The organism is Geobacillus thermodenitrificans subsp. thermodenitrificans DSM 465, assembly GCF_000496575.1.
In the GTDB taxonomy this organism is placed as follows: Bacteria; Bacillota; Bacilli; order Bacillales; family Anoxybacillaceae; genus Geobacillus; species Geobacillus thermodenitrificans.
In genome coordinates this window covers 75,908-92,109 of the sequence record NZ_AYKT01000009.1, presented here as the reverse complement: position 1 = coordinate 92,109, position 16,202 = coordinate 75,908, and the positions used below count along the sequence as shown (strand labels likewise).

General features: G+C 50.2%; 20 protein-coding genes. 19 read left to right on the top strand and 1 reads right to left on the bottom strand.

The window, feature by feature from the left end; translation table 11 throughout:
• The first annotated feature begins 19 nt into the window (after positions 1-19).
• The 19 genes from DSM465_RS18590 (at position 20) to DSM465_RS0110965 (ending at position 15,625) form a co-directional block, all read left to right on the top strand.
• The gene (locus DSM465_RS18590; protein WP_051358530.1) at positions 20-2,560 is read left to right on the top strand and encodes a hypothetical protein; all 2,541 of its coding nucleotides are present in this window, start codon (positions 20-22) and stop codon (positions 2,558-2,560) included.
• Positions 2,557-2,853: an EscU/YscU/HrcU family type III secretion system export apparatus switch protein gene (locus DSM465_RS0111060; RefSeq protein ID WP_029761366.1), complete on the top strand. Its 297-nt coding sequence runs from the start codon at positions 2,557-2,559 to the stop codon at positions 2,851-2,853. The genes DSM465_RS18590 and DSM465_RS0111060 overlap by 4 nt, the downstream gene beginning before the upstream one ends.
• Before the next feature lie 58 nt (positions 2,854-2,911).
• Positions 2,912-3,334, top strand: a complete 423-nt coding sequence (gene fliS / locus DSM465_RS0111055; RefSeq protein WP_029761365.1) for a flagellar export chaperone FliS — start codon at positions 2,912-2,914, stop codon at positions 3,332-3,334.
• 21 nt (positions 3,335-3,355) lie between these two features.
• Entirely contained in the window at positions 3,356-4,192 is an 837-nt protein-coding gene (locus tag DSM465_RS0111050) for a flagellin N-terminal helical domain-containing protein (RefSeq protein ID WP_029761364.1), read from the top strand.
• An 84-nt stretch (positions 4,193-4,276) separates the two neighbouring features.
• A complete protein-coding gene (locus tag DSM465_RS0111045; RefSeq protein ID WP_008880351.1) occupies positions 4,277-4,714 on the top strand; it encodes a YaaR family protein in 438 nt (145 codons plus the stop codon).
• Positions 4,715-4,747: 33 nt separating this feature from the next.
• The gene (locus DSM465_RS0111040; RefSeq protein ID WP_008880350.1) at positions 4,748-5,170 is read left to right on the top strand and encodes a TIGR03826 family flagellar region protein; all 423 of its coding nucleotides are present in this window, start codon (positions 4,748-4,750) and stop codon (positions 5,168-5,170) included.
• A gap of 71 nt (positions 5,171-5,241) precedes the next feature.
• Positions 5,242-5,508, top strand: coding sequence for a flagellar biosynthesis anti-sigma factor FlgM (gene flgM, locus DSM465_RS0111035; RefSeq protein ID WP_029761363.1), 267 nt, complete (start codon positions 5,242-5,244; stop codon positions 5,506-5,508).
• 15 nt (positions 5,509-5,523) lie between these two features.
• Positions 5,524-5,991 carry a flagellar protein FlgN gene (locus tag DSM465_RS0111030; RefSeq protein ID WP_029761362.1) on the top strand — a complete coding sequence of 156 codons (468 nt, stop codon included), beginning with the start codon at positions 5,524-5,526 and terminating at the stop codon, positions 5,989-5,991.
• 11 nt (positions 5,992-6,002) lie between these two features.
• A complete protein-coding gene (flgK, locus tag DSM465_RS0111025) occupies positions 6,003-7,589 on the top strand; it encodes a flagellar hook-associated protein FlgK (RefSeq protein ID WP_029761361.1) in 1,587 nt (528 codons plus the stop codon).
• Between the two features lie 9 nt (positions 7,590-7,598).
• Positions 7,599-8,492 carry a flagellar hook-associated protein FlgL gene (gene flgL / locus DSM465_RS0111020; protein WP_029761360.1) on the top strand — a complete coding sequence of 298 codons (894 nt, stop codon included), beginning with the start codon at positions 7,599-7,601 and terminating at the stop codon, positions 8,490-8,492.
• 106 nt (positions 8,493-8,598) lie between these two features.
• Complete coding sequence (locus DSM465_RS0111015) at positions 8,599-9,153, top strand: DUF6470 family protein (RefSeq protein WP_029761359.1); 555 nt, start codon at positions 8,599-8,601, stop codon at positions 9,151-9,153.
• A 20-nt stretch (positions 9,154-9,173) separates the two neighbouring features.
• On the top strand, positions 9,174-9,608 hold the full coding sequence (fliW, locus tag DSM465_RS0111010) for a flagellar assembly protein FliW (protein ID WP_029761358.1): 435 nt from the start codon (positions 9,174-9,176) through the stop codon (positions 9,606-9,608).
• Positions 9,609-9,620: 12 nt separating this feature from the next.
• Positions 9,621-9,860: a carbon storage regulator CsrA gene (gene csrA / locus DSM465_RS0111005; RefSeq protein ID WP_029761357.1), complete on the top strand. Its 240-nt coding sequence runs from the start codon at positions 9,621-9,623 to the stop codon at positions 9,858-9,860.
• Between the two features lie 188 nt (positions 9,861-10,048).
• Complete coding sequence (locus tag DSM465_RS0111000) at positions 10,049-11,422, top strand: flagellin N-terminal helical domain-containing protein (RefSeq protein WP_029761356.1); 1,374 nt, start codon at positions 10,049-10,051, stop codon at positions 11,420-11,422.
• 894 nt (positions 11,423-12,316) lie between these two features.
• Positions 12,317-12,673, top strand: a complete 357-nt coding sequence (gene flaG / locus DSM465_RS0110985) for a flagellar protein FlaG (RefSeq protein WP_029761354.1) — start codon at positions 12,317-12,319, stop codon at positions 12,671-12,673.
• 15 nt (positions 12,674-12,688) lie between these two features.
• The gene (locus DSM465_RS0110980) at positions 12,689-14,188 is read left to right on the top strand and encodes a flagellar hook-associated protein 2 (protein WP_029761353.1); all 1,500 of its coding nucleotides are present in this window, start codon (positions 12,689-12,691) and stop codon (positions 14,186-14,188) included.
• A gap of 283 nt (positions 14,189-14,471) precedes the next feature.
• Complete coding sequence (gene fliS, locus DSM465_RS0110975; protein WP_011888199.1) at positions 14,472-14,873, top strand: flagellar export chaperone FliS; 402 nt, start codon at positions 14,472-14,474, stop codon at positions 14,871-14,873.
• The gene (locus tag DSM465_RS0110970) at positions 14,873-15,226 is read left to right on the top strand and encodes a flagellar protein FliT (RefSeq protein ID WP_011888198.1); all 354 of its coding nucleotides are present in this window, start codon (positions 14,873-14,875) and stop codon (positions 15,224-15,226) included. Before fliS (DSM465_RS0110975) ends, DSM465_RS0110970 begins: the two co-directional genes overlap by 1 nt.
• A 12-nt stretch (positions 15,227-15,238) precedes the next feature.
• Positions 15,239-15,625, top strand: coding sequence for a hypothetical protein (locus DSM465_RS0110965; protein ID WP_011888197.1), 387 nt, complete (start codon positions 15,239-15,241; stop codon positions 15,623-15,625).
• Between the two features lie 332 nt (positions 15,626-15,957).
• Here the strand turns inward: DSM465_RS0110965 and DSM465_RS19440 are convergent, their stop codons facing one another.
• Positions 15,958-16,104, bottom strand: a complete 147-nt coding sequence (locus tag DSM465_RS19440) for a hypothetical protein (protein WP_008880335.1) — start codon at positions 16,102-16,104, stop codon at positions 15,958-15,960.
• Between the last annotated feature and the right edge of the window lie 98 nt (positions 16,105-16,202).

Here is a 16,202-nt window from a genome sequence, read left to right as displayed (position 1 = left end):
GAGCGGAGAGTGAACGGGGATGGAAATTCGTAACATTTTTATGAAACAAGCGATGATAGCATCTGACCAACCAGTTGTGCTGCAAAAAGGTGAAACGTATGATGCGGTGATCAAGGAGAAAAAAGGCAGCGAAGCGATCGTCCATCTCAAAGGAACGGATGTGCGGGTTCGGGCAGAAGGGAAGTGGCCGCGCGAAGGGCGTGTGACGATCAAGATCGTCGCTGAACAAGATGGGGTGCCTGTGGCGCGAATCGTTTCCCACCCGCAACCAGAGGCGAATGAACAAGTGACTCGTTCTTCTGCCTCTGAACCATTAACTACGGAACTGAGGCAAGTCGGAGCTTGGCTGCAAAAACAAGGACAATCGCTCACGAAAGAGACCGTTTCCACCTTACAAACGTTTTTCACCGAAGCTCTAGGCACCGTAGAGCAGAAGTTAGAAACCGTTCGCACTGTCATCAATAAAAAACTGGAACTGACGGGTACTCACCTTGTCGCTATTCATGAGGCACTGCATGGAAAACCATTAGGAGAACAATTAGCCGAGATTGCTAACAACCTCGATCCTTCCTTTACGTTAACCAAACGAGAAGAACAAGGAGCGGCGAAAGAGACGACGCAAAACCTGACCGTTGGATTAGAGCGTCAAGGAAGCCGGACGGAAAAGGCATCAATCAACGGAGCAGCCGACCTTCTCCGACAAGTGCGTGAACAAATCACCCGTGAGCCGAACTTGTCCAAGGCAGTGGAATATGTCCGCCAACAAGTTGTTCACGCACCGAATGCAGATCGGAACGTGGCGGAACAAGTGGATCGTGCGTTGCATGAAGTTGTTCAACTGCAGCGACAAGGGCGGGAAAGTGAAGCGCGGATGCGGTTGAATGAGGCATTGGTGAAGGCGGAACAAGCTGTTCGTGCTTTGAAAGCAACTGTTCGATCCGTGAGTGATGTCTTTGTCCGCCAACTGACCCCAATCGAGTCGATAGCAGCTACAGATAAGGGGCGATCGTCCGTTGTTCAGCCGACATCATCTGTCCACACCGGAGACGGAGTGCGGCATGCTGTCTCTTTGGTGAACAGCCAAAACGAAGTGACAGATGGTGCGACGAACGACGGTCGACCGATCGAACAACTGCGTGAAGCCATTCGTCGAGCGATCAAATCGCTGCAACAAGAGCCCCACTTGGAGAAAGTGTTGGACGCCGTTAAAGGGGATATCGTCGAAGCGTTCCGTGCCCATCCTCACTGGGAACAAGCATGGGCTGATTCGCTTGCCAGTGCGCGAAAGCTGATGGAAAAAGGACGGGAGCTCGCCGCGCGGCAGACAGTATTGAAAACGTTAAATGAGATTGAAACGTCGATCCCATCCACGTCAACTGAGCGCTCGTTGGATGTCGACAGACTATTTGACGGGGCATGGCAAGCGTCCTTGTCGCTTGAATCGAAACAGTTTCTCGTGCAAACGGTCACGAAAAAAATGGCGCAAGCCGCGCTTGATTTCAAAAACGTGAAGCGCGATGTAATGCGCCAGTTAGAGACGGTAGCGCAGTTGACGGAAAACAAAAGCCCCGCCACCCGCTTACAAGCTACATCGATGTTGGAAATGGCGATCAAACAATTGGATAACGCCATTTTAAAAAGCGACATCATGCTGTTTACCGATATGGCGACGGAAAAACAGTTGATGAAAGCCAGCTCCGCGCTCGCTGAGGCGAAAAAACGGCTTCGCCGAGGTGATCCAGTTGGAGCACGGAACATCGTGAATGAAGTGAAGAACATGTTAGCGAATCTTGTGTTCAAACCGTCCGAGGCGAAGGTGAAACATTTTGTGAGGATGCAAGGTGAAACAACAGCCGATTCATCCAAAGTGTTTGTGGAACAAATGAACCAAGTCATGCAACCGCCAGCGGATGGTCCATCGGCGCGGCACGTGTTTGATACGATTCGTCGTCTAGGCTTGACGCATGAGTATGAAGCCGCTGAATGGCTCGTATTTAAGGGAAACCAAGAAGAATCGGCATCGCAAAATATGAAGGGAGTGCTTTTGCGGCTGGCGCAAAGTGGAAATGAATCCGTTGCGCGGCAAGCGGAGCAAGCGTTAACGAATTTGACCGGACAGCAGCTGTTAAACAAGTGGGATGGCACGGCGGGGTGGCAAAGCTTTTTCTTCACGTTGCCGCTGTTATGGCAAAACGAGGTGCAGAACGTCAACGTCTATGTCAATGGCCGCCAACATGGCGAACAAATCGATTGGGAAAACTGCCAGTTGTATTTTCTGCTAGAAACGAGAAAGCTAGGGGATCTCGGCATTTTGCTTCATGCGAATGAACGGAATTTATCGATTACGCTTCGCAACGATCGTGAAGATTTTGCCGAAAAAGCGAAGCCATTCATCGACAGGGCGAAAGAGAAATTGGAAGAGATCGGCTACCGAGTTACAGCGGTGAACGTGACGAAACTGGCGAATGAGGTTCAGCGGAAAGACGAACAATCTTCGCCAGCTTCATCGACTCGCACGTATAGACGATTTGCTGAAAGAGGGTATGATGTGACGATATGATGTCAGCGTATTTTAACCAAAAAAAGCGAAGACACATGAACGGCCCGACGGCGGCGGTCATTCGCTATAACGAAGCGAGCGGCCAGGCGCCGACCGTCGTCGCTCAAGGAAGCGGACACGTGGCGCAAAAGATTATTGAGCTCGCTAAGCAACATCACGTCCATATTCAAGAAGACCCACTGCTCGTGCAACATTTAGTGCAGCTTGATCTCGGGGATCGCATCCCTCCGCAGCTGTACGCGGTCATTGCCGAAATATTGATTTTGATTGAAGAAATTGAGAAAAACCATTAAACACTTGCGGGTAGACGACCGATATAAATGGTAGGGAGTCAATGGAGGGAGCATGGCGTTGGACTTTTTAACCGAAGAATGGATTTATCAGAAAAACTCGCAGCAACTGACAGCGTTGCTATATGAAGGATTGATGGAATGTTTGGAAGAGGCCATCGAGGCCATCAAGCAAAAAGACTATTGGAAAGCGAACAAACAACTGCAAAAAGGAAACGACATTCTTCGTCGGCTCGGTGCTGGGCTGCGCTATGATGCTGGCATCATCGCCCATCAGTTGGACGCGATCTATAACTATATGGCAGAGCGCCTCATTGAGGCCAATATGAAAAAAGATGTCACAGCTGTCCGAGAAGTGCTGCAACTGGCGACGACGATTGCTACGGCGTGGAACGAAGCGCTAAAAAGTGGTGTTTCACCGGTGCAATCCGCGCACAAGCAAAAAGCTGCAGCCTACGAACAATTCATCGCCTATGAGAGATGAGGACTAAAGGAGTGAATGTCCATGCGAATTAACCATAACATTCAAGCGCTGAACGCCTATCGCAACTTAGCGGCCAACCAGTCGAGCATTTCGAAAAACTTAGAGCGCCTCTCGTCGGGCTTGCGTATCAACCGTGCGGCCGATGATGCGGCGGGACTCGCCATTTCGGAAAAAATGCGCTCGCAAATTCGGGGCTTGCAAATGGCAGAACGCAACGCGTTGGATGCCATCTCATTGATCCAAACGGCGGAAGGGGCGTTAAACGAAGTCCATAGTATCTTGCAGCGGATGCGCGAACTGGCCGTGCAAGCGGCGAATGGTACAAACCAAGACACGGACCGCGAGGCTCTTGACAGTGAGTTTCAACAGTTGAAGGCGGCAATTGACCAAATAGGTAAGGATACGCAATTCAATACTATGAAAATTCTTGACTCTGACCAAAATAATATTAAGATTCAGATTCAGATTGGCCCCAATAATGGACAAACGTTGACGATGTCTTGGAAGAAGCAGTTAACAGATTCTCTTGGAGAAAATAAGGTCGACATCAGCGATTTAAGTATCAAAGAAGTTGAGGACGCTCAAAAGGCAATTGGCAGGTTGGATAAAGCCATTGTCTCTGTTTCCCAATCACGTTCTAAAATGGGTGCCTATCAAAACCGCCTCGAGCACACAATCAACAACTTAACAGCCGCAACGGAAAACTTAACTTCTGCCGAATCCCGCATCCGTGATACGGATATGGCGATGGAGATGGCGGAGTTTACGAAAAACAACATTTTGACGCAAGCGGCGCAGGCGATGCTCGCGCAATCGAACCAGCTGCCGCAAGGGATTTTGCAGCTGCTAAAAAGCTAATTGAGTCCGCAGTGGGCGGGGCAATAACGCCTCGCCCTTTTGCTATGATTGTGCGATAATGGTCATAACAAGAGGTGAAAGGCAATGGAAGTGCAAAAAGTAACGCGCGCCAGTATCGCGAACGTCAGCCGCAAGGACAACACGGCGATGGAATCGGTGTCATTTACTGAGGTGATGGCGAAGACGCGCCGTGATGGCCTATGGGAGCGGATCAACGAGCAAGTCCGACAAATCGAAGAACAAGGGAAAAAGCTTGCTGAATCGCGGACCGTTGAAGATTTGCGCAAATATAAGCAGCTCGTTCGATCCTTTTTGGATGACGCCGTGAAAAACGGCCTCCAGCTGGAAGAACAGCGCGGATTCAGCCGTGGCGGACGGGCACGCATCTATAAACTTGTTAAAGAGGTTGACCAAAAGCTGATTGAATTAACGAACGAAGTGTTGAAAAAAGAACAAAAAGGGTTGGACATTCTACGGCTTGTCGGCGAGATTCAAGGGCTCATTATTAATATTTATACGTAACCGTTTGATTGGGCAATCGGGAGGGGGAAAACGGTGGCGGAATTAGCGAACTGCACCAAGTGCGGGCGGTTGTTTGTTAGAATGTCGACTCGTGACGTTTGTGAATCATGTTATCAAGAGGAAGAGCGACAGTTCGAACGTGTCTACACGTTTTTGCGCAAACGGGAAAACCGAACAGCAACGATGGCGCAAATCGTCGAGGCGACAGGAGTGGCAGAAAAGCTCATTACGAAATGGATTCGCGAAGGACGGCTGCAGCTCGTTCGCTTCCCGAATCTGACCTATCCTTGCGAATCCTGCGGGACGATGATTCGTGAGGGACGGCTGTGCGCCAACTGTTTAGGCAAGCTGCAGAAAGATTTACGCCAAATGGAGGCGAGAAAAGACCAGAATGCCCGTTCGCGCTACATCACTTATTACATTCAAGAACAAGAAGATAAAAATAAAAAGAACTAAACATTTTCACCAACGTTCCGATATAAACGATAGCACGATATGAACAGCGCCGGTCAAGCGAGGTGAACGCGATGAAAATCCACCATATTGGTCCGATGAACGTCAATCCGTATCAACGCCAACTGACCAAAACCGAGCGGTTAGCGGCAAGGAAGGCGTCTGGAGACCAAGTGGAAATTTCGAAAGAAGCGAAGGAACTGCAAGAAGCGGCAAGCTGGGAACAGGCGCGGCAGGCGAAACTGGAGGAGCTACGTCAACAAATTGAAAACGGTACGTATACGGTCGACCCGAAGGCGGTCGCGAAACGGATGATCGACTATTACCGAAATCACCGATAAAGGAAGCGGTTTGTGATGACATTTGCCGAACTCATTCATCTATTGCGGGCGCATGTCGAGTTGCATGAAAGCTTGTTAGTGCTAGCGCGGCGGAAAACGGAAGTGTTGAAGAAAAACGACATCGAGGCACTATCGGCACTTCTTGCTGACGAACAAAAGCATCTTTTTGCCATTCGTCAACTCGAAGAACGGCGGCGGCGCTGGCTGAAGGAGAGGCTTGGTGACGAATCGGTGACGATCGACGCATGCCAAGCGATGGCGAACGGGAAAGAGCGCCAACAGTTGCGCGAATGCGGGGAGCGGTTGATGGCGGCGGTCAACTCGTTGGCCGAGGCCAATGAGTTAAACCGCCAGCTCATTGAGCAGTCGCTCCAGTTCGTTACGGCCATGATCGAGACATTCGCCCCAACGCCGTCCACTTACAGCCGCACACAAGAGTACGCGCCATCGCCAGACCGCCCGCTGTTTGAATCGAAAGCGTGAGGGGGAGAACGATGCTCTCGACATTCCACGGACTAGAAGCCGCTCGGCGCGCCATGATGGCCCAGCAAGCGGCGTTGTATACGACAGGACATAATATTGCCAATGCCAATACGGAAGGATACACACGCCAGCGTGTTCAACTCGAGGCGACAACGCCGTTCCCAACGCCTGGGCTCAATCGCCCGAACATCCCGGGGCAAATGGGGACAGGGGTGGAGGCGGCGTCGGTCGAACGGGTGCGTGAATACTTTTTGGACATCCAATACCGCGGCGAAAACAGTAAGCTCGGCTACTGGGAAGCACGCGCCGACGCGGTGGCGAAAATGGAAGACATTATGAACGAACCGTCCGACAGCGGCCTCGCCAAAACGATGGACCAGTTTTGGCAAGCCCTCCAAGACTTGAGCACCCACCCGGAAAACGAAGGGGCGCGCTCTGTCGTCCGCCAGCGCGGTCTTGCCGTCGTCGAGACGTTCCATTATTTATCGAATTCACTGACGCAAATCCGTACGGACATCGGCACGCAAATCGGGGTGACGGTGACGAAGATCAATTCTATTCTGGACCAAATCAGCAAATTAAACGCACAAATTGCCGAAATCGAGCCGAACGGCTATTTGCCGAACGACTTATATGACGAGCGCGATCGGTTGGTTGACGAGCTCTCGAAGTTCATCGATATTCAAGTCGAGAAACACCCCGTTGGTGGCAACGCCTTGCCAGCGGCGGAAGGGATGTATGATGTATATATCCTCAACGGCAATGAAAAAGTGTATCTCGTCCAAGGACGTACAGCTTCGTCTATTTCCTTCCCGGATGGCAGTGACGTGGATGGTGATGGTGTAAAGGAAATGCCGCCTAGTGAAGGCATTGGAACACTCTATGTTGGAGGAGAATCTATTTCGTTTTCCAATCTTCCAAGCGGTAAGTTGCGCGGACTGATCGAAGGATATGGATACTACGAAAACGGAGCCAACGGGAACGTGAAAGGACTGTATCCGGAGATGCTCGCCAATTTGGACAAACTCGCTTATACGTTTGGCACGTTGTTTAACGCTGTCCACGAACAAGGCTATGGATTGAACGGAAACAAGGGGCTTGCGTTTTTTTCCGGACTTGACCAAGTGAACGGTGCGGCGAAAACAATTGAGCTTGCCTCGGATATCGATGATTTGGACAACATCGCCGCGGCGACGAGAGACAAGGAGTCAGGAAACGGAAACAACGCCATCAATCTCGCCAACGTCCGCAGCTTGCTTTTATCCAATACAACCGTTTCGCTGCAAGATGGGATCTCGGTGGATCTTGCCTCGCTCGGATTGCCGCTTATCTCAGGCACGATTGAAACGAACTACCAAGGCTGGATTGGGCAGCTTGGCGTCGCTGGCGAGCAGGCGAATCGGATGAAAAGTAATAGCGAAACGTTGCGCCAGTCGGTGGAAGAAAGGCGACAATCGGTAAGCGCAGTGTCGCTTGATGAAGAGATGATGAACATGATCAAATTCCAGCACGCCTATAACGCCGCGGCGCGTCAAATTACCGCGATTGACGAGATGCTTGATAAAATTATCAACGGTATGGGTGTGGTCGGAAGGTAGGTGAAGAGGATGCGCATTACACAAAGCATGTTAGCGAATAATATGCTGAAACAAATCACTCGAAGCTATGAAAAATTGGATCAATATCAAACACAATTGTCGACGGGCAAAAAAATCACCCGCCCGTCCGATGATCCAGTCGTAGCGATGAAAGGGATCGCCTATCGCTCGAACTTAGCCGAAGTCGAGCAGTTTAAACGCAATTTCTCGGAAGCGTACAACTGGGTTGAAAACTCCGATGCCGCTCTCGATAAGGCGACTCAGGCGTTGCAACGCATCCGTGAGCTCGTCGTTCAGGCGAGCAACGATACGTACGAAGAGACACAGCGCCAGTCGATCGCTAAAGAAGTGCGCCAGCTGACGGAACATTTGGTGACGCTCGCCAATACGAAAGTCGGCGACAAATATATCTTCAACGGCGCTCACACGACCGAACCGCCCGTCAAGGTGAACGCGGACGGGACGATCACCGTGTCAACGAATGACCAACAGTTGAACATCGAGTTGGCCAAAGGCGTTTACATTCCCGTCAACATTCCGCCCAGCACGGCGTTTGGGGCGGGCAACGGATTGTTTTCCGACTTGCAGAAGCTGGCTGCTTCTTTAGAAAATCCGAGTACGACAGGGGATGAATTGACGGGCTATTTGGACAAGCTCGACAACCATTTGACCCATTTGCTTGGCGTCCGCGCTGAACTTGGCGCGCGCATGAACCGGATCGAGCTGATGGAAGACCGCGTCGATGGACAACAAGTAATCGCGGAAAAAATATTGTCGGACAACGAAGACGTTGATCTTGAGAAAGTCATCATTGACTTGAAAACACAAGAAAGCGTCCACCGCGCCGCGTTGGCGGTCGGCGCGCGCATCATTCAGCCGACGCTGGTTGACTTTTTGCGCTAAGCTAGCGTTTCGTTGATGGGTCGTCTAGTTTTTCACGCCAAAGCCTAGCGGTCACTGTTTCTTTTCGCGCGGTGGTGTCCATCCAACCTTCGAAAGGAGGAAAGACATGCGTGTCCCACAACTGAGGATGGAAGCGACGTATGCGAGGTTGGCGATTTCGACGACACCCGCGCGGCTTGACATCACCCAACCGCCCGCCGAGCTGACGATTGCACAGCCGCCTGCAGAGATGAACATCGCTTCTGTTCCTGCGCGCTTGACGATCGACCAGTCACGGGCATGGGCGGCGATGAACAATAAGCATGTGTTTGAGTTCATTCGGGATGGCGCCGAAGATGGTCGGCAAGCCGTGCTCAACTATATCGCCCGCACCGCCAGCCAAGGTGATGAGCTGATGCGCATTGAAAATGGCGGTAACCCGATCGTCGACCAAGCCGTCGTAAACAGTGAAGACCCGCCACTTGAGTTCAATATCGCCTTCGTTCCGCCGCCGTTCAGCGTCAAGATTGGCTACGAACCTGGGCGACTTGACATCGATTGGCGCATCCAACCGCCGCGTATCGACGTGAAACGACATGAGCCGATCATCCACTACCAACGAGGAGCTGTCCAAATCGATCTTGCCCAACACCCGTCGCTTCGCATTGACGTCGTCATTTGACAAAGCAGGAGGAACCATTCATGAATATCGACACCAAATACCACGGAACCGTGGTGGTGAAGGAAGAAGACATTATCCATTTCCCACATGGCTTGCCAGGATTTGCGGATGAGAAGCGGTTCGTCCTTCTCCCACTTGCCGACACACCGTTTGTCATCTTGCAGTCGGTCGATACGCCTGCGCTTGGATTTGTGTTGATCGAGCCGTTTTCATGCTTTCCGTCGTACGAGTTTGAACTCGACGAGACAACGGTCGAACAGCTTGAGATCGAAAGCGAACGCGACGTCGCGGTGTATGTCATCCTCACCGTTGCCGATCCGTTTGACCATACGACCGCCAACTTGCAGGCGCCTGTGGTCATCCACGTCTGCAAACGACTCGGCAAGCAAATCATTTTAACGAACACCACGTACCGAACGAAACATCGCCTCTTCCCAGAAAAAGTGGCGAAATAAGGAGGCGGCCCGATGCTTGTCCTAACACGCAAACTGAAAGAAGCGATTCAAATTGGTGATGACATCGAAATTACCGTCCTCGCCATCCAAGGCGACCAAGTGAAGCTCGGCATCAACGCGCCCAAGCACATCGACATCCATCGCAAAGAAGTATACCTCGCCATTCAAGCGGAAAACAGCGCCGCCTCCGAAGCGTCCGAAGCGTCGCTCGCCGCACTGACCGCCAAGCTGAAGCAATGGAAACGACCATAACCCCCAAGCGCCCAAACGGCGCTTTTTTCGTCCCGCCAAAAAATTTTTTCTCTTTCTCTATTAAACTTTCAAAAAATGAGCCGATATAAATAATGAGCGTGGCATATGGCGAAAGGCGGCCGACTTTCGCCCTGTGCCAGCGCGTTCCACAAGGACGTGGAAAAAAACAGTTCAAGGAGGAAGAAACGATGCGAATCAACCACAACATCGCGGCGTTGAACACGTATCGCCAACTGACGATCGGTCAAGGCGCTGCAACGAAAAACATGGAAAAACTGTCTTCTGGTCTGCGCATTAACCGCGCGGGCGATGACGCGGCAGGCTTGGCAATCTCCGAAAAAATGAGAGGGCAAATTCGTGGTCTGGAAATGGCTTCTAAAAATGCGCAAGACGCAATCTCACTGATCCAAACGGCAGAGGGAGCATTGAATGAGACCCACTCGATTTTGCAACGGATGCGGGAGCTGGCAGTGCAAGCTGCGAACGATACTAATACTGCAGATGACCGTGCTGAAATTCAAAAAGAGATCAATCAGTTGAAAGACGAAATTGATAGAATTTCTGAAACTACTGAGTTTAATACGAAGAAACTTTTAAATGGAAATGTAGCGATCACAGCGACTGTAGGAGAAACTAATGAAGCCAATATTGGTAATGTGGAAGTCGTAAATGCGAGATTAGCTAGTGGAGCGTATACCTTACAAGTTACTGACACAGACAACCAGGAGGTCACTAACATTGTTGATGCCGGTACTGGAATGGGGGACAGTGATATAAGTATCCAAGCAGGTGAGGAAGCAAAAGTTAAATATGGTAGCTATCAACTTAAAATAGCTGATGATGCTCAAAATAGTGGTAAGAAGGTATTTACTTTGGTTGATGCAGCTACTGGTGAGGTAGTGGCTAAACAGAATAATGTTGGTGTAGGTTCAGGTACTTCTTCGATTACATTAGCGGGAATAACTTTTGACACAACAAAAGTTACGGGAAACGGTACGGTATCTTTTGACGTCGAAGGCGACCATACTTTTACCTTAATGAAAGATTCGGATACTATTGCTACTGTCACAGTAACAGATTTTAACAGATCTGAAGTCGAAATTGCAGGGTTAAAACTTTCTTTCAACTACAACATTGCTAACGGTAATACCACAATTACAATTGTAGATAATTCATTGTTGATGCATATAGGAGCTAATGAGGGCCAGACGATGAATGTAGGCATTAATAATATGTCTTCGCAAGCTCTTGGGGTGAGTGATGTAGATATCACTTCTACGTCTGGAGCAGAAGAAGCCATTACCTCTATTGATAATGCTATTAAACAAGTTTCTGCAGAACGTTCAAAACTTGGTGCTTATCAAAACCGTCTCGAACATACGATTAACAACTTAGGCACTTCGGCAGAAAACTTAACAGCAGCAGAATCCCGCATCCGTGACGTTGATATGGCCAAAGAAATGATGGAATTCACGAAAAACAACATTCTGATGCAAGCATCACAAGCGATGTTGGCTCAATCAAACCAACTGCCGCAAGCGGTGTTGCAGCTGCTTCGGTAGGTTGGTTTGGCGGGCGTCTTAGCTGGAAACAGCTAAGAGGATGACTGGGTGAATTGCTGGGAAGCCCTGAGAGCCTTTGGCGCCACAACGGAGTTGGAAACGGCAGACGTGACGGCGGAAAAAGCCAAAGGATTGGGCAATCAGCAGCCGAGCTCCTGTCCCGAAAGGGTGGAGAAGGTTCAACGACTAGGGCATACCACCTACGGCGTATGCTATGGTGATGAAGCCCGTAGGGGAGGCCGATGCCGAACCAAAGCGCCCAGCCCCTAACAGGTTATGCTGAGGGTGAAGAGGTAGTCTACACAACGGTCGAAAGACGTTGAGGCATGGCAAGCCAACCAACAACCACAAGCAGTATTGCAATTGCTTCGTTAATTTTACTAAGTCAATTTTTGAAAAAGGTGTCCCCAAAAATGTGGGACACCTTTTCTCGTGATCGTAATGTGGAAGAATTCATGAGATGAGGTAATGCATCCCTTCTACAGAAATTCCTTGATGATTTTAGTACATGATAAGAGGAATGTAACGAGATCTAGTACTCAGATCATGATGTACTTCAGATAGCACTCTTTAAGTGAGGAGGATAGCCATGAAAAATGGCCATAAGGAATCTATAAATATGGAAATGATAAAAAGTCAACTGTCAGGTAGCAGAGATTTATTAGGTCGGAAGACGATAGCGAAGTAATTAGAGATATCCTTAAAAATAGCTCCAAATGTTCCAATCCCACTACTCTCATCTCCTTTGCTTTTGATATCTTCATTTATACACCACTCTTTCACTCTTCCTAAACCACCTTTCGTTCAGATGAAATTGTCGTTCCCCCTTCACACTCCCTGTGTTTCATCCGATATAAACGATAGAAAGCGTTCAAAGCAAGGGAGCGGATCTGTATGACGATTGAACGAGTATCTTCTTCTTTCCTTTCGTATGCATTGAGGCGAGGCGAACAGGTGAAAGCAAACGTTGAGGCTTCGGCAGCACGGCCGCAAGAAGGAGAGGTTACTTCTCCTTCGCATCTGTTTTCGAACGATGAGTTGGAGAACGTCGTCAATGGCTTGAATGAGTTGTTGCAGCCGAGCCATACATCGATTCGGTTTGAGCTGCATAAGGAGCTGAATGAGTATTACGTGCAAGTGGTGGATGTAAAAACACAGGAAGTGGTTCGTGAAATTCCACCGAAAAAGCTGTTGGATATGTATGCGGCGATGATGGAGTTTGTCGGATTGCTGGTGGATCGAAAAATTTAATGGTGGTGAAGAAACGTGGCAGGGAATTTGCGCATTAGCGGTTTGGCGAGCGGAATGGATATTGACCAAATCGTCAAAGATTTGATGAGAGCGGAGCGGATGCCGCTGGATAAGCTGTATCAAAAAAAGCAGCTGCTTGAGTGGCAGCGTGATGATTACCGGGCGATGAACACGCTGTTGCAAGGGTTGGATGACTACTTGTTCAGCAACATCACCCTCCAAAGCAGCATGCTCAAAAAAACCATCTCGAGCTCGAATGAAGCGGTCGTGACAGCGACAGCAAGCGCCAGCGCGGCGAATGTGGCGACGACGATTCAAGTCGATCAGGTGGCAACGTCAGCCGTTTGGTTATCCAATGTGAGTGTGCGCAAGGACGATTTTTCCGTTGATGCTGATACGACGTTGACGATCAAAGTGACGAACGGCGATGGCAGCACGAACACAGTGGAAATAACGGTGAAACAAGGAACAACGTTGGACGGATTGATCGCCCAATTGAACAGCAATGCCAATCTTGGCGTCAGCGCGTTTTACGATGAACAAACCGGACGGATTTCGATTATGAAGAAAGAGACAGGAGCGCAGGCCAGTTTGGTGCTGGATGACGAAGAGACGGCCAACTTTTTCGCGCAAAAACTGGGGTTTACAGGAGCAGCGGCAGAGCAGGAGCTCACTGGAAAAACCGAAGGACAGGATGCGCAAGTGACGATTAACGGCTTAAAGACTAGCCGTTCGTCAAACACGTTCACGATTAATGGTGTGACGTATACGGTCAAAGGGACGGGGACGGCGACGGTTTCGGTGGAGACCGATGTCGATGCGATGGTGAACGTGATTAAAGGATTTGTCGATAAATACAATGAAGTGGTCGCCAAAATCAACGCCGAGCTGAAAGAGGAGCGCTACCGGAGCTATCCGCCGCTCACTGACGAGCAAAAAGAAGCGATGACGGAAAAGCAAATTGAGCTGTGGGAAGAAAAAGCGCGAAGCGGGATGCTTCGCGGCGATTCGATTTTATCAAGCGCCCTTAGCCAAATGCGGATGGATGTGTACACGAAAGTGGAAGGAGCGAACATCCCGAGCGGGCTTTCGCAGCTGGCCCAGCTCGGCATTACAACGTCGTCGAACTATCTCGATGGCGGGAAATTGATCATTGACGAGACGAAGCTGCGGGAGAAGATTAAAGAAAACCCGGAAGCGGTGTATCAGCTGTTTAACCAAAACGGCACGACGGACGCGGAAAAAGGCATTGCCCGCCGTTTGCGTGATACGATTAAAGAAACGATCGGGAAGATTGAGCAAAAGGCCGGGAAGGCGCTTTGGACGAACCAGCAGTTTGCGATCGGGCGTGAGTTGATTCAAATCAATAATCAAATGGACCGGTTTGAAGACCGTCTGAAACTGATCGAAGACCGCTACTACCGACAGTTTATGGCGATGGAAGAGGCGATTCAGCGCGCCAATCAGCAAAGCATGTATTTAATGAACGCCTTCTTCGGCGGCATGCAAGGGTGATAGTGCATTGGACGGCCGTTTGATTAGATCAGGCGCGCCCAGTTGAGTGGTGAATGATGAGCAGGGGCTGGCTTCAGCGTTTTTTGATTTTTTCATAACGTGCATGACTTACGGTGATGAAGACCATTGCAATGCCTACAATCGTTTTTCTAGAACACTATATTGCTTGTCTAGTATATATGGTGAAGGCCGTTTTTTCGGGACAGAACGCGTTAACAATCGTTGCTTGTTTAATTTTATAGGGAATCTCCTATTTTGTGATGACTGAGAAGGAGTGAAGGTGATGGCAATGAACAACCCGTATCAACAATATCAAACGAATGCCGTGCAGACGGCATCGCCCGGTGAGTTGACGCTCATGTTGTATAACGGCTGCTTGAAGTTTATCAAACTCGCGCGCCAGGCGATCGAGACGGGCGATGTGACGGCGCGCAATGAGAACTTGATTAAAGCGCAAAACATCATTTTGGAACTGATGAAGACATTGAAGATGGAGTATGAGGTTGCGAAATCGATGATGACGATGTATGACTACATCTACCGCCGCCTGATCGAGGCGAATGTGAAACATGATGCGGCGATTTTGGACGAAGTGGAAGGGTATGTCACGGAGTTTCGCGATACGTGGAAGCAAGTGATTCAGTTGAATCGGCAACGGCAATACGCGGAAGGCGGACAGGCGTAATGGGCGTAGTGCACGATGTTTGGGTGGTGACGAAACAGCTGCTTGAAGCGACGGCGCTGCCGTGGCCAGCTGAGGAGCGCGAGACGTGGCTGTCGCAGGTCGATGAGCTGCTTCGGCGACGCGAGAGGCTGCTTCACAAGCTGCGGCCGCCATACAGTGAGGAAGAGCAGCGGCTTGGCCGCGAGATCGTCGCTTGGAATCAGGAGATTGAGGCGCGGCTTCGTCAAGTGCGCGATGAGATTCGCGATGATTTGCGGATGGCAGGGGCGAAGCGGCAGGCGAATGCTCACTACGTTCACCCATACGAGCAGCCGCTTTCCTTTGACGGGATGTTTTATGATAAGCGACGATAGGTGGGATTCAGGATGGTGGAATTGACAAGCACGGCGCTGAATATCATACGCCAATACGCGGCGCTGCTCGAGACGGTCGAAGAAGGACTTGATTATGTGGAGGCGAGTTTTTCCGACCCGCGGCGGATGCATGCGGATATGGTGCTGGCGGATATTTTGTTGGCGCTTGGGAAAATCGGCGAGACGAACGTTTACTTATGCCAGCTGTTCGCTGATGAGAGTGATTTCGTCGGTCATATCGAACGGTTTGCGGATGTGCTCGAAGCGGCAGCGGCGCTTGATGGGCAGTTTGCCGATGCGGCGGTGAAAAAGCGGATTATATGCGGACGGTTGTCGCCGGCGTTTCAGGCGTGGAAGATCGCGGTGGAGAGCGGCTTGCGTCGGTATGTTGTTCAATGAGAAACGGAGTGTGAGGCAGGATAGGCGTGCGATCCCATTGGTGAGGATGGGGCTGGAAGTTGGGGTGAAGATGCAGTCAACCATCAGCCTCTTCGAACACAGGAGAGGAGTCCTGTCATATGTCAGTCGTTTGTTGGATGTCGAAATCACAAACGAACGGTGGAACTTGCGGCGCAACGCGATAGGGAGCGAATGATTGGCAGAGGGCTGATGTGGATTGTTTGGCAACGGTGGGTAACTTGCCGTGGCTGTTTCTTTTGGTGTACCGGTGTTCAGGTTGGGAGTATGGAAAAGGACAGCACAGACTGTCCTTTTTCCTTATCCAATTTTCGTTACTCTCCACCGAGCGAAGAAACGAGACGAAGCAGCATTTTTGCCTGACGAAGGTGGTCATCATGTCGTATACGCACCAACTGCTGGCGTAAAATCAGGCTAATCAGCGGACGGATGTCATATATTTGCTTACCATCGATATACATGTATTGAACCCCTTTGCCAAAGAGAACGAAGGTCGTCGTTGGTCAGCCGTACGCCGCGCGAGAGCCGCACGTTGCTGCTTTTGGGAAATATGGTCCTT